Origin of the sequence: Pseudomonas atagonensis (genome assembly GCF_011369485.1) — a bacterium.
GTDB classification, from domain to species: Bacteria; Pseudomonadota; Gammaproteobacteria; order Pseudomonadales; family Pseudomonadaceae; genus Aquipseudomonas; species Aquipseudomonas atagonensis.
On sequence record NZ_VXCA01000030.1, the window covers coordinates 118341 to 131270 of the forward strand.

The 12930-nt window shown below is 60.9% G+C and carries 10 protein-coding genes; 4 read left to right on the forward strand and 6 right to left on the reverse strand.

The features are described 5' to 3' along the window. Positions 1–35: 35 nt before the first annotated feature. The 5 genes from F2P67_RS21585 to F2P67_RS21605 form a co-directional block, all read right to left on the reverse strand. Positions 36–3053: a sarcosine oxidase subunit alpha gene (locus tag F2P67_RS21585; RefSeq protein WP_166223440.1), complete on the reverse strand. Its 3018-nt coding sequence runs from the start codon at positions 3051–3053 to the stop codon at positions 36–38. Beyond that, complete coding sequence (locus F2P67_RS21590; protein WP_016986286.1) at positions 3050–3379, reverse strand: sarcosine oxidase subunit delta; 330 nt, start codon at positions 3377–3379, stop codon at positions 3050–3052. The genes F2P67_RS21585 and F2P67_RS21590 overlap by 4 nt, the downstream gene beginning before the upstream one ends. A gap of 14 nt (positions 3380–3393) precedes the next feature. Beyond that, positions 3394–4644 (reverse strand): sarcosine oxidase subunit beta, encoded by a 1251-nt coding sequence (locus tag F2P67_RS21595; protein WP_166223443.1) that lies wholly within the window; start codon positions 4642–4644, stop codon positions 3394–3396. A gap of 20 nt (positions 4645–4664) precedes the next feature. Next, positions 4665–5918, reverse strand: coding sequence for a serine hydroxymethyltransferase (gene glyA / locus F2P67_RS21600; RefSeq protein ID WP_166223446.1), 1254 nt, complete (start codon positions 5916–5918; stop codon positions 4665–4667). Positions 5919–6210: 292 nt separating this feature from the next. Further along, positions 6211–6915 (reverse strand): TraX family protein, encoded by a 705-nt coding sequence (locus F2P67_RS21605; protein WP_166223538.1) that lies wholly within the window; start codon positions 6913–6915, stop codon positions 6211–6213. A 127-nt stretch (positions 6916–7042) separates the two neighbouring features. Here F2P67_RS21605 and F2P67_RS21610 point away from each other — a divergent pair, with 127 nt between their 5' ends. From F2P67_RS21610 to F2P67_RS21620, 3 genes are all read left to right on the forward strand, one after another. Beyond that, positions 7043–8083, forward strand: a complete 1041-nt coding sequence (locus F2P67_RS21610; protein ID WP_166223449.1) for a threonine aldolase family protein — start codon at positions 7043–7045, stop codon at positions 8081–8083. Positions 8084–8409: 326 nt separating this feature from the next. Beyond that, the gene (locus F2P67_RS21615; RefSeq protein ID WP_166223452.1) at positions 8410–8943 is read left to right on the forward strand and encodes an REP-associated tyrosine transposase; all 534 of its coding nucleotides are present in this window, start codon (positions 8410–8412) and stop codon (positions 8941–8943) included. Positions 8944–9085: 142 nt separating this feature from the next. After that, the gene (locus F2P67_RS21620) at positions 9086–9910 is read left to right on the forward strand and encodes an SDR family oxidoreductase (RefSeq protein WP_166223455.1); all 825 of its coding nucleotides are present in this window, start codon (positions 9086–9088) and stop codon (positions 9908–9910) included. 209 nt (positions 9911–10119) lie between these two features. On the opposite strand, the gene gbcB is transcribed toward F2P67_RS21620, so the two are convergent. Then, positions 10120–11220 (reverse strand): glycine-betaine demethylase subunit GbcB, encoded by a 1101-nt coding sequence (gene gbcB / locus F2P67_RS21625; protein WP_025108553.1) that lies wholly within the window; start codon positions 11218–11220, stop codon positions 10120–10122. Positions 11221–11516: 296 nt separating this feature from the next. Between gbcB and gbcA the strand changes: the two genes are divergently transcribed. After that, positions 11517–12812 (forward strand): glycine-betaine demethylase subunit GbcA, encoded by a 1296-nt coding sequence (gbcA, locus tag F2P67_RS21630; protein ID WP_103304476.1) that lies wholly within the window; start codon positions 11517–11519, stop codon positions 12810–12812. Positions 12813–12930 lie beyond the last annotated feature (118 nt).

The following is a 12930-nucleotide window of genomic DNA, read 5'->3' on the forward strand; positions in this document are numbered from 1 at the left end:
ATGCATTCCCACGCAGAGCGTGGGAACGATCAGTGTCAAATGTTCTGGCGATCACCCTTCGGATCGAAGAACACCGAAGAAACGATTTCCGCCTCGATCACGCTGCCATCCGCCAGCGGTGCAAACACCCGCTCGCCCAGACGTTTCAGACCGCCCTTGACCACACCCATGGCAAACGAATAACCAAGGGAGTTGTGCGCGTAGCTGGAAGTCACGTGGCCGACCATGGTCATCGGGATCGCCTGCTTGGTGTTGAACACCAACTGCGCACCTTCTGGCAGCCACACGTTCGGATCGATCGGCTTGAGGCCGACCAACTGCTTGCGCTGATCCTTCACACAGTCTTCACGGTTCATGCCGCGCTGGCCGATCCACGAGAACGGCTTGGTGCGACCGACACACCAGCCCATGTTCAGGTCGTCCGGGGTCATCGAGCCGTCCGTGTCCTGGCCGACGATGATGAAGCCCTTCTCGGCCCGCAGCACGTGCATGGTTTCAGTGCCATACGGCGTCAGGTTGTACTGCTTGCCGGCCTCGACGATTTTCTCCAGCACGCCCATCGCGTAGTCAGCCTGAACGTTGACTTCGTACGACAGCTCACCGGTAAACGAGATGCGGAACACCCGCGCCGGCACACCGCCTACCAGACCTTCTTTCCAGGTCATGAACGGGAACGCTTCGTTGCTCAGATCGATGTCGGTCACGGCGCTGAGCAACTTGCGGCTGTTCGGCCCGGACAGGGTCATGGTCGCCCAGTGGTCGGTGACGGAAGTGAAGTAGACCTTCATGTCCGGCCATTCGGTCTGGTGATACAGCTCCAGCCATTGCAGCACGCGAGCCGCGCCGCCGGTGGTGGTGGTCATGACGAAATGGTTGTCGGCCAGGCACGCCGTCACACCGTCGTCGAAGACCATGCCGTCTTCTTTGCACATCAGGCCGTAACGGGCCTTGCCCACATCGAGCTTGGTCCAGGCGTTGGTGTACACGCGGTTAAGAAACTCGCGGGCATCCGGGCCTTGAATGTCGATTTTGCCGAGAGTCGAGGCGTCGAGCAGGCCGACGCTGTCGCGCACGGCTTTGCATTCACGCTTCACGGCGGCGTGCATGTCTTCGCCGTTTTTCGGGAAGTACCATGGACGCTTCCACTGACCGACGTCTTCGAACTCGGCGCCACTCTTCACGTGCCAGGCATGCAGTGCGGTGTAGCGCACCGGTTCGAAGATGTGCCCACAGTGACGACCGGCCACGGCACCGAACGTCACCGGCGTGTAGTTCGGACGGAACATCGTGGTGCCCATCTGCGGGATGGTCACGTTCAGCGAACGGGCGGCAATCGCCAGGCCGTTGACGTTGCCGAGTTTGCCCTGATCGGTGCCGAAGCCCAGCGCGGTGTAGCGCTTGACGTGCTCGACCGACTCGAAACCTTCGCGGGTCGCCAGTTCGATGGCGGCGGCGGTCACGTCGTTCTGCAGGTCGACGAATTGCTTCGGCGCCCGTGCAGTGTTCTTTTCGTGCGGCACCTGGAACAGCGCCAGCGTTGGTTCTTCGTGACGGCTCAAGGCTTTCGGCAACACACCTTCAACGGTCTGGAACCCGGCTTCGGACGCAGCGCGCACGCCGCCTTCAAACCCATCGGCCAGCGAATCGCCGAGACCATAGACGCCGTTGATGCCACCGACGCACACGCGTTTCTGCGGTGCTTCGCCCGGTACGAAACCGAGGATGTCTTCGCGCCAGATCGGCTTGCCGCCGAGGTGCGAAGCCAGGTGAACAACCGGGCTGTAACCGCCGGAACTGGCGATCACATCGCACTCAAGCCATTCGCCGGGACTGGTCACGGCATGCGCTTTGACATCAATCGCGGCGACGCGAGCAGCAGTAACGCGCTTGCTGCCACGGGCTTCGATGACGGCGCTGCCGGTGAGGATGCGAATGCCTTTGGCGCGGGCTTCTTCCACCAGCGCACCACGCGGGTTGCTGCGCGCATCGGCGATGGCGACGACTTGCAGGCTGGCGTCGAGCCAATCCAGTGCGACGCGGTAGGCGTGATCATTGTTGGTGGTCAGCACCAGCTTCTTGCCCGGTGCCACGCCGTAACGGCGCACGTAAGTCGACACAGCGCCAGCAAGCATGTTGCCCGGCACGTCGTTGTTGCCGTAGACCAGCGGACGCTCGTGAGCGCCGGTCGCCAGCACCACGCGCTTGGCGCGGACGCGGTGGATGCGCTGACGCACCTGGCCAATCGGAGCGCGGTCGCCGAGGTGATCGGTGAGGCGTTCGTGAATGGTCAGGAAGTTGTGGTCGTGGTAACCGTTGACCGTGGCGCGCGGCAACAGCAGCACGTCCGGGGTGTTCTTCAATTCGGCGATAACGCTGGAGACCCACTCCACCGCAGGCTTGCCATCGAGGCTTTCGCGGGAGTCGAGCAGGCTGCCGCCGAACTCTTCCTGTTCATCCGCGATGATCACTCGGGCACCGCTGCGCGCAGCGGCCAGGGCAGCGGCCAGACCGGCAGGGCCGGCGCCGACGATTAGCACGTCGCAGTGCTGGTTCATGTAGTCGTAGGTGTCCGGATCGACTTCGGTCGGCGAGCGACCCAGACCGGCCGCCTTGCGAATGTACTTCTCGTAGGTCATCCAGAACGACTGCGGGTACATGAAGGTTTTGTAGTAGAAACCCGGCGGCATCAGCTTGCCGCCGACCTTGCCGAGAATGCCCATCATGTCGTTGTTGACGCTCGGCCAGCCGTTGGTGCTGGTGGCGACCAAACCTTGGTACAGCGCCTGTTGCGTGGCGCGCACGTTCGGGATTTGCGTGGCTTCGGTTGCGCCGATCTGCAGGACGGCGTTCGGCTCTTCGGCACCGGCAGCAAAAATGCCGCGAGGACGCGAATACTTGAAGCTGCGGCCGATGATGTCGACGCCGTTGGCGATCAGCGCAGCAGCCAGCGAGTCGCCCTCGAAGCCTTTGTAGGTCTGACCGTTGAAGGTGAAACTCAGCACTTTGTTGCGGTCGATCCGTCCACCGTTGGACAGGCGATTGGTCTGGCTCATACCTTCTCTCCCAGCGCCGTCGTGGCTGTTTTCGCAGTGTCAGCCTTGTCGGTGAATTGCGGCTTGGTGCCGATCTTGTAGGTTTCGAGAATCTCGTAGGTCACGGTGTCGCGGGTGACGTTGAAGTACTGGCGGCAACCGGCGACGTGATCCCACAACTCGTGGTGCAGACCGCGCGGGTTGTCGCGGAAGAACATGTAGTCGCCCCACTCTTCATCAGTGCAGGCGCCTGGGTCCAGAGGGCGCGGGATGTGCGCCTGGCCGGATGCGTGGAATTCCTCTTCGGAGCGCAGTTCGCCGCAGTGAGGACAGAAGATGTGCAACATAGGGATTTCTCCTGTTAGTGGGCGACGGCAGCAGCGCCGTGTTCGTCGATCAGTGCGCCGTTGTGGAAACGGTCGATGGAAAACGGTGCGGCCAGCGGGTGTATTTCACCCTTGGCCAGGCTTGCGGCAAACACGTTGCCCGAGCCAGGTGTTGCCTTGAAGCCGCCGGTGCCCCAACCGCAGTTGAAGAACATGTTCGGCACCGGGGTTTTCGAAATGATCGGGCAGGCGTCCGGGGTGGTGTCGACGATGCCGCCCCACTGACGGTTCATGCGCACCCGCGACAGCACCGGGAACATCTCGACGATGGCTTGGATGGTGTGCTCGATCACCGGGTACGAACCACGCTGGCCGTAGCCGTTGTAGCCGTCGATACCGGCGCCGATCACCAGGTCGCCCTTGTCGGACTGGCTGATGTAACCGTGCACGGCGTTGGACATGATTACGCTGTCGATAATCGGTTTGATCGGCTCGGACACCAGCGCTTGCAGCGGGTGCGATTCGATAGGCAGGCGGAAACCGGCAAGCTTGGCCATGTGCCCGGAGTTACCGGCAGTGACCACACCGACGCGCTTGGCGCCGATGAAACCCTTGTTGGTTTCAACGCCGATGCACACGCCGTTTTCCTTGCGGAAACCGATCACTTCAGTCTGCTGGATCAGATCGACGCCAAGGGCGTCGGCGGCACGGGCAAAGCCCCACGCCACGGCATCGTGACGGGCCACGCCGCCGCGACGCTGAACGGTTGCGCCCATCACCGGGTAACGAGTGTTTTTCGAACAATCGAGGTACGGGATTTCGTCCGCGACCTGCTTGGCGTTGAGCAGTTCGCCGTCGACGCCGTTGAGGCGGTTGGCGCTGACCCGACGCTCGGAATCACGGATGTCCTGCAGGGTGTGGCACAGGTTGTAGACGCCGCGCTGGGAGAACATCACGTTGTAGTTGAGGTCTTGCGACAGGCCTTCCCACAGTTTCATCGCGTGTTCGTACAGGTGCGCCGACTCGTCCCACAGGTAGTTGGAACGCACGATGGTGGTGTTGCGCGCGGTGTTACCGCCGCCCAGCCAGCCTTTCTCGACCACGGCGACGTTGGTGATGCCATGCTCTTTCGCCAAATAGTAAGCAGTCGCCAGACCGTGCCCGCCGCCGCCGACGATGACCACGTCGTAGACCTTTTTCGGGGTGGGCGTGCGCCACATGCGCTGCCAGTTTTCGTGGTGGCTGAGCGAGTGTTTGAAGAGGCCGAAGCCCGAATAGCGTTGCATAGTCGTTACTCCAAAACCGCTCAGCGATAAACCGGGAAGTCTGCGCACAGGGCCGAAACCTGCTGGGCAACATTGGCCTCGACATCGGCGTCACCGAGGTTGTCGAGGATGTCGCAGATCCAGCCGGCCAGCGTCTCGCACTGGGTCACCTTGAAGCCACGCGTGGTCACCGCCGGGGTGCCGATGCGCAGGCCGGAAGTGACGAACGGCGACTGCGGGTCGTTCGGCACGGCGTTCTTGTTGACGGTGATGTGCGCACGGCCAAGCGCGGCGTCGGCATCTTTGCCGGTCAGACCCTGACGGATCAGGCTGACCAGGAACAGGTGGTTGTCGGTGCCGCCGGACACTACATCGTAGCCACGTTTGATAAACACGCTCGCCATCGCCTGAGCGTTGTCGATCACTTGTTGCTGATAGGCCTTGAAGCCTGGCTCCAGTGCTTCCTTGAAGCACACGGCTTTACCGGCGATGACGTGCATCAGCGGGCCGCCCTGAGCGCCAGGGAACACGGCAGCGTTGAGCTTCTTCTCGATCTCTTCGTTGGACTTGGCCAGGATCAAGCCGCCACGCGGACCGCGCAGGGTCTTGTGGGTGGTGGTGGTGACCACGTCGGCGTACGGCAGCGGGTTCGGGTACAGACCGGCGGCCACCAGACCGGCGACGTGGGCCATGTCGACAAACAGCAGCGCACCGACCTTGTCAGCGATCTGACGGAAGCGCGGGAAGTCCAGGGTCTTCGAGTAAGCGGAGAAACCGGCGACGATCATTTTCGGTTTGCACTCGACGGCCAGACGCTCGACTTCGTCGTAATCGATCAGCCCGGTGTCGGTGTTAATGCCGTACTGCACAGCGTTGTAGAGCTTGCCTGAGGACGACACTTTGGCGCCGTGGGTCAGGTGACCGCCGTGGGCCAGGCTCATGCCGAGGATGGTGTCGCCCGGCTGGATCAATGCCAGATACACGGCGCTGTTGGCCGAAGAACCGGAGTGCGGCTGGACGTTGGCGTAATCGGCGCCGAACAGTTGCTTGGCGCGTTCGATGGCCAGTGCTTCGACTTTATCGACATGCTCGCAGCCACCGTAGTAGCGCTTGCCCGGATAGCCTTCGGCGTATTTGTTGGTCAGGCCGCTGCCTTGCGCTTCCATCACGCGCTTGCTGGTGTAGTTCTCTGACGCGATCAGCTCGATGTGATCTTCCTGACGTTGCTCCTCGGCATTCATCGCCGCCAGCAGTGCATCGTCGTAACCCTGGATCTGGTCTTGCTTGCTGAACATCGCGTCTCTCCCAGCGGCATCTGTGCGCCATTCGTCTCGGTAAGGCACTGGCAATGACGGCAGTGCCCTTTGATGCCGATGGTATGACCGGCGCAGACAGCTCAAATGCCTGCGCGCGCCACGCAAAGGTGCGTTTACGACATGGCGGGAAAAGGCTGGCCGGACGCATCATCCAAAACCGTGGAGATCCCCTGTGGGAGCGGGCTTGCTCGCGAAGAGGCCGTGGCGGTCGACATCAATGTCGCCTGACACTCCGCTTTCGCGAGCAAGCCCGCTCCCACAGGGGTTAGGTTTATGCCGCGCGGAAGGCGAGCAGCAGGAGGAAATGCGCCGGATAGAGGGCATATGCCCAGCGTCTCATCGGTGGCGGTTGGAGATGTCGCACATGTCGCAACAAGAACATTCCGAGCACGGGCGCAAACAGACAGGTGGCAATGCCGAGAATGGCAACGCTATTGCCGAACCTCGCCGCGTCGTATAGCACCTGCCACTGATTGGCGGCGAGGCAAATCCCCCCTGGCAACAAGCTGAAGTACCACGGTCGGCGAAACACCAGCAGCATGGCCAACGGCAGCAAAACGCCGAAGAATCCAAACATCAGTCGCTCCGGGTACGCAGCGGCCAGCACCAGCGCGCTGGCACCCAGTAATCGCGACAGGATCGAGGATTCCTGCCACCCCCGCGCTACCAGCAACCCCAGCGCCAGCGTGGGCATCACGTTCAACGTATCGGGATCAGGAATATACAAACGATAAGGAATTTCGCTCACGGCGCTGAACAGCAACAACCAGCCCAGATATCGCCATTCGGTTTTACGCGCTCCGGCCCGGGAAAGATTCGCCGCCATGGCCAGACAAAACCAAGGGAACGCGAAACGCCCCGGCACATACAGCCAATCGGCGGAGAACCCGACATATCGCAGGTGATCGAGCAACATGCTCAAAAGCGCCAGCCACTTGAGCAGATCCAGCGCGCCGTCACGTTGGCTCAGGTGCATAATCGCGCAACAAACTGGTAGTTTTCTGACTGCGACATCTCGTGTGCTCCCCGGAAGATCTTCGGTAAAGTGCGCACCATCATTGACCAACGAAGCGCCACAAGCGTTTCGATCACGGAAGCCGGCCATGACCGACAAGAGCCAACAATTCGCCAGCGACAACTATTCCGGTATCTGCCCTGAAGCCTGGGCAGCCATGGAACAGGCCAACCACGGCCACCAACGCGCTTATGGCGACGATGAATGGACCGCACGCGCGTCCGATCATTTCCGCCAACTGTTCGAAACCGACTGCGAAGTGTTCTTCGCCTTCAACGGCACCGCCGCCAACTCGCTGGCCCTGTCGTCGCTGTGCCAGAGTTACCACAGCGTGATCTGCTCGGAAACCGCCCACGTCGAAACCGACGAATGCGGCGCCCCGGAGTTCTTCTCCAACGGTTCGAAACTGCTGATCGCCCGTACCGAAAACGGCAAGATCACCCCGGAATCGATCCGCGAAGTCGCCCTCAAGCGCCAGGACATTCACTATCCGAAACCACGCGTGGTGACCCTGACCCAGGCTACCGAAGTCGGCAGCGTCTACACCCCGGAAGAAGTCCGCGCCATCAGCGCCACCTGCAAGGAACTGGGCCTGCACCTGCACATGGACGGCGCGCGTTTCTCCAACGCCTGCGCATTCCTCGGCTGCTCGCCAGCCGACCTGACCTGGAAGGCCGGCGTCGACGTGCTGTGCTTCGGCGGCACCAAGAACGGCATGGCCGTGGGTGAAGCGATCCTGTTCTTCAACCACAAACTGGCCGAAGACTTCGACTACCGCTGCAAACAGGCCGGGCAGCTTGCGTCAAAGATGCGCTTTCTGTCGGCACCGTGGGTCGGCATCCTCGAAAACGACGCATGGCTCAAATACGCCCGCCACGCCAACCACTGCGCGCAACTGCTGGCAGAGCTGGTCAGCGACATTCCGGGTGTCGAGTTGATGTTCCCGGTGCAGGCAAACGGCGTGTTCCTGCAACTGTCAGAACCGGCGATTGCCGCACTGACCGCGAAGAACTGGCGTTTCTACACCTTCATCGGCAAGGGCGGCGCACGCTTCATGTGCTCGTGGGACACCGAAGAAGAGCGCGTACGCGAACTGGCCCGCGACATCCGCGAAGTCATGTCTGCCTGATTCTCGCAGCGACTAAAATCCCCTGTCGACGATCGTTCCCACGCTCCGCGTGGGAATGCCTCTCGGGACGCTCCGCGTTCCTGCCGCACCAAAGACGCAATGCTGAGCACCGCTACGACGCAGAGCGTCATAGGCTGCATTCCCACGCAGAGCGTGGGAACGATCGTCGGTCAGGAATGACTTTTCCCACCGTAATACCAGACCCCTCTTCTAGCGCGATCATCTCGTCCGCTTCAACCTGATCGTTCTCACGCTCTGCGTGGTAATGCATCCCGGGACGCTCCGCGTTCCATCTCTAATGCACCGCAAGATTCAGGGAAGAATCCATGGGCCGCAGTCGCTACACCATTACCGAAATCGACAAACCGCACTTCCTCACCTGCACGGTCATGGAATGGTTGCCACTGTTCATTCGCCCTTACATCGTCGACCACCTACTTAATTGCTGGCGCTATCAGCAGGCCAATCAGGATTTGAAGCTCTACGGCTACGTGATCCTGGAAAATCATCTGCATTTCGTCGCCCAAGCGCCTGACCTGAGCAAGTGCCTTAGCCAATTCAAATCGTTCACCGCGCGGCAAATCATCGATGACCTGCAGCGCAAAGGTGCGGAAAAAGCGTTGCAGCGCCTGCGTTTCAGCAAGCGCGCACACAAGCAGGATCGGGTTTACCAGATGTGGCAGGAGGGCTCCCATGCAGAAATGGTCTACAGCGAATCGGTAATGCACCAGAAGCTGGAATACATCCACAACAATCCCGTCAAGCGAGGCTATGTGGAGTTGCCGGAGCATTGGCGCTACTCGAGCGCCAGCAACTACGCGGGCATGGAGGGATTGATCGAGGTGCAGCGCTGGTACTGAGCGCATATATGGGACGCGGAGCGTCCCGGGCTGCATTCCCACGCGGAGCGTGGGAATGATCATCATCGGCGTCACCTTTCCTGCCTGGTCTACATTGTCTGTCGAGCCCTCCGCTCACATAACAACAAGCAGGAGCATTGGCATGTCGTTACAAGGCAAAACCCTGTTCATCACCGGCGCCAGCCGTGGCATCGGCCGTGAGATTGCGCTGCGGGCTGCGCGGGACGGGGCCAATATCGTGATTGCGGCGAAGAGTGCCGAACCCCACGCCAAACTGCCCGGCACCATCCACAGCGTCGCCGCCGAAGTCGAAGCGGCGGGCGGCAAGGCCTTGGCGCTGCAAGTGGATGTGCGCGATGAGGACGCCGTGCGTCAGGCACTGGCTCAGGCCAACGAGCATTTCGGCGCCATCGACGCGCTGATCAACAACGCCGGGGCGATCAAGCTCACCGGCGTGCAACACATCGAACTCAAGCGTTTCGACCTGATGCATCAGATCAACACCCGTGCGGTGCTGCTGTGCAGCCAGGCCGCCCTGCCCTATTTGAAGAAATCCGCCGGGCACATTCTCAACCTGTCGCCGCCGTTGAATCTGGCGAGCAAGTGGTTCGCCCAGTACAGCCCTTACACCGTGACCAAGTACGGTATGAGCATGCTGACGCTGGGGATGAGCGAGGAGTTCGCCAGTTACGGCATCAGCGTCAATTCGCTGTGGCCGCAGACGATGATTGCCACGGCGGCCATCGAGTTTCAGCTGGGCAATCGCGATTCATTCAAGCATGCGCGTACGCCGGCGATCATGGCGGATGCGGCGCATGTGATTTTGACTAGCCACCAACGGCAGATCACCGGGCGGTTGTTGATTGATGAGGAAATTTTGCGCGAAAGCGGCGTAACCGAATTCGATCATTACCGCTTTGATCGAGAAAGCGACGCGGCGCTGATGCCGGATTTGTTCGTTGACTGAAAAGCCCCTCACCCTAACCCTCTCCCCGAGGGAGAGGGGACTGATTTGGGGATGCTTAATGAATACGCCGACCTGAAACTGCTTTGCCGAATCCATAATCGATAAGGTCTTCCAGGCCGGTGTAAAACGCCAGACACCTCGGTCGGCCCCCTCTCCCTCCGGGAGAGGGCTGGGGTGAGGGGCAAGCCGAACGCAAAAATTCGCCCCACTCAGAATTCGATGCGCACGTCGCCTTTAGGCACGCTGCAGCACGACAAGATAAAACCCTCCGCCTCGTCGTCCTCGGTGATCCCGCCGTTGTGCTCCATCTCCACTTCGCCACCGAGCTTGAGCACCTTGCACGTCCCGCAAATGCCCATGCCGCAAGCCTTCGGAATCATCAACCCCAGCTTGGCCGCCGCCGCATGCACGGTCTCGCCCGGCGCCACACGAATGCTCTTGCCGGACGCGGTGAACTCGACCTGATGCAGATCCGCCGCATCGATTTCCGGTGCATCGGCAGCTTGCTCGGCTTGCTCAACCGCATCGGCACGCGCTTCGGGCGGCGTCGCACCAAAGGATTCCTCGTGATAACGCGACATGTCGTAACCGGCGACTTCCAGCAGGCGTTTGACCGCATTCATGTACGGCGTCGGGCCGCAGCAGAACACTTCGCGCTCAAGGAAGTCGGGCACCATCAGTTCGAGCATCTTGTGATTCAGGTAACCGCGATAACCGGCCCACGGCTCGCCCAGACCGTGCTTCTCGCAGATCAGGTGCAGGCTGAAGTTATCGATCCGCGACGCCATGTGTTCCAGCTCGCGGTGGTAAATGATGTCTTTCGGCGAGCGGGCGCTGTGGATGAACGTCATGTCGACGTTGGCGTTGGTGTCGTAGAACCAGCGCGCCATCGACATGCACGGCGTGATACCGACGCCACCGCTGAGGTACAGCACTTTCGGGCTCGGGAAGTCGATGGCGTTGAACAGCCCGACCGGCCCGTGCACGGCCAGCTCCTGGCCTTCGTGCAGAGTGTCGTGCAGCCAGTTGGAAACCTTGCCGCCCGGCACCCGTTTGATGGTGACCGAGAAGCTGTAAGGCACCGATGGCGAACTGGAAATGGTGTACGAACGCATGATCGGCTGGCCTTCGATTTCCAGCTCCAGGGTGACGAATTGCCCGGGCTTGAAGAAGAACAGGATCGGCTGATCAGCCATGAAGCAGAAGGTGCGCACGTCCCAGGTTTCCTGGATGACTTTGACGCAACGGACGATGTGTCGGCCATTGGCCCAGGTCTGGGTGGTGACCGGATTCAGGAAGCTGTTGGACATGCTGTTCTCCACGGCCGACTGTCGGCCTCATGTCGGCGATTCTGCGTATAGCGCAGACCGCCCGTTTACCTATCCGCGACATTGACATACTTATCGCGACCAGCCCCCAACCACCGGGGGTTGCGCGTCGGGAACAGATTGCACCATGTCGCCCATGGATAAGGTTCCGCCCAGCGCCGGCCCCACACTCGCCCCAACACCAAGACAGATTCTTTACACCTTGCGTAGCAACCGTTTGCAGCACACCTGATTAGCCACTTTCGCCGGCCACGCAGATGGCCATGAGGATCACATCGATGGACGTCACCGCAAAAATCAGCCTGGGCGATCCGCTGGAACCCGCACGCAAGGCCACCGCACAAATGCTGCAAGAGCGCGAGCGCACCTTCTCGCTGCCACAACCGTTCTACAGCGACGAGCGGCTGTTCGATATCGACATGCAGGAGATCTTCCAGAAAGAGTGGTTGATCGCCGGCATGACCTGCGAAATCCCGGCCAAGGGCAACTACCTGACCCTGCAGATCGGCAAGAACCCGATCATCGTCATCCGTGGCGCTGAAGGCGTGGTGCATGCGTTCCACAACGTCTGCCGCCACCGTGGCTCGCGCCTGTGCACCAGTGAAAAAGGCAAAGTCGCCAAACTGGTCTGCCACTACCACCAGTGGACCTACGAGCTGGACGGTCGTCTGCTGTTCGCCGGCACCGAAATGGGCGCCGACTTCGACATGAAGCAGTACGGCCTGAAACCGGTGAATGTAAAGACTGCCGGCGGTTACATCTTCATCAGCCTTGCGGAAAACCCACCGGCCATCGATGACTTCCTGTCGACGCTGAACCACTACATGGAACCGTATGACATGGAGAACACCAAGGTGGCGATCACGACCACCTTGATGGAAAAGGCCAACTGGAAACTGGTGCTGGAAAACAACCGCGAGTGCTACCACTGCAACGCCTCGCACCCGGAACTGCTGAAAACCCTGCTGGAGTGGGACGACGTCACCGACCCGCGCGCCGATCAGGCGTTCAAGGATCACGTCGCCGCCTCCGCCGCTGCCTGGGAAGCCGAGAAGATCCCTTACGCCCACGCCAGTTTCGGCCTGCGTAACCGCATTGTGCGCATGCCGCTGCTCAAGGGCACGGTGTCGATGACCCTGGACGGCAAACAGGGCTGCGCGAAACTAATGGGCCGCATCAAAAACCCGGACCTCGGCTCGATGCGCATCCTGCACCTGCCGCACTCGTGGAACCACTGCATGGGCGACCACATCATCGTCTTCACCGTGTGGCCGATCAGTGCGCAGGAAACCATGGTCACCACCAAATGGCTGGTGCACAAGGATGCGGTGGAAGGTGTCGATTACGACGTCGAGCGCATGCGCCAGGTGTGGGACGCGACCAACGATCAGGACCGGCGCCTGGCGGAAGAGAACCAGCGCGGGATCAATTCCACCGCGTACCAGCCGGGGCCGTATTCCAAGACCTATGAATTTGGCGTGGTCAACTTCGTGGATTGGTACAGCGAGCGGCTGTTGAACAACCTCGGGGCCGAGCCTGCGCCATACCTCAAGGGTGTTCCGGTACAAGGCTGATTGCACCTGACAGATCGTTCCCACGCTCTGCGTGGGAATGCAGCCCGGGACGCTCTGCGTCCCAAAGGCCGAACGCGGAGCGTCCGTTGAGGCATTCCCACGCAGAGCGAGGGAACGA

Bases quoted from the DNA above. Each gene is read 5' to 3' on its own strand.
- F2P67_RS21585 (WP_166223440.1), bottom strand. From the start codon at position 3,053: ATGAGCCAGACCAATCGCCTGTCCAACGGTGGACGGATCGACCGCAAC.
- F2P67_RS21590 (WP_016986286.1), bottom strand. From the start codon at position 3,379: ATGTTGCACATCTTCTGTCCTCACTGCGGCGAACTGCGCTCCGAAGAG.
- F2P67_RS21595 (WP_166223443.1), bottom strand. From the start codon at position 4,644: ATGCAACGCTATTCGGGCTTCGGCCTCTTCAAACACTCGCTCAGCCAC.
- glyA (WP_166223446.1), bottom strand. From the start codon at position 5,918: ATGTTCAGCAAGCAAGACCAGATCCAGGGTTACGACGATGCACTGCTG.
- F2P67_RS21605 (WP_166223538.1), bottom strand. From the start codon at position 6,915: ATGCACCTGAGCCAACGTGACGGCGCGCTGGATCTGCTCAAGTGGCTG.
- F2P67_RS21610 (WP_166223449.1), top strand. From the start codon at position 7,043: ATGACCGACAAGAGCCAACAATTCGCCAGCGACAACTATTCCGGTATC.
- F2P67_RS21615 (WP_166223452.1), top strand. From the start codon at position 8,410: ATGGGCCGCAGTCGCTACACCATTACCGAAATCGACAAACCGCACTTC.
- F2P67_RS21620 (WP_166223455.1), top strand. From the start codon at position 9,086: ATGTCGTTACAAGGCAAAACCCTGTTCATCACCGGCGCCAGCCGTGGC.
- gbcB (WP_025108553.1), bottom strand. From the start codon at position 11,220: ATGTCCAACAGCTTCCTGAATCCGGTCACCACCCAGACCTGGGCCAAT.
- gbcA (WP_103304476.1), top strand. From the start codon at position 11,517: ATGGACGTCACCGCAAAAATCAGCCTGGGCGATCCGCTGGAACCCGCA.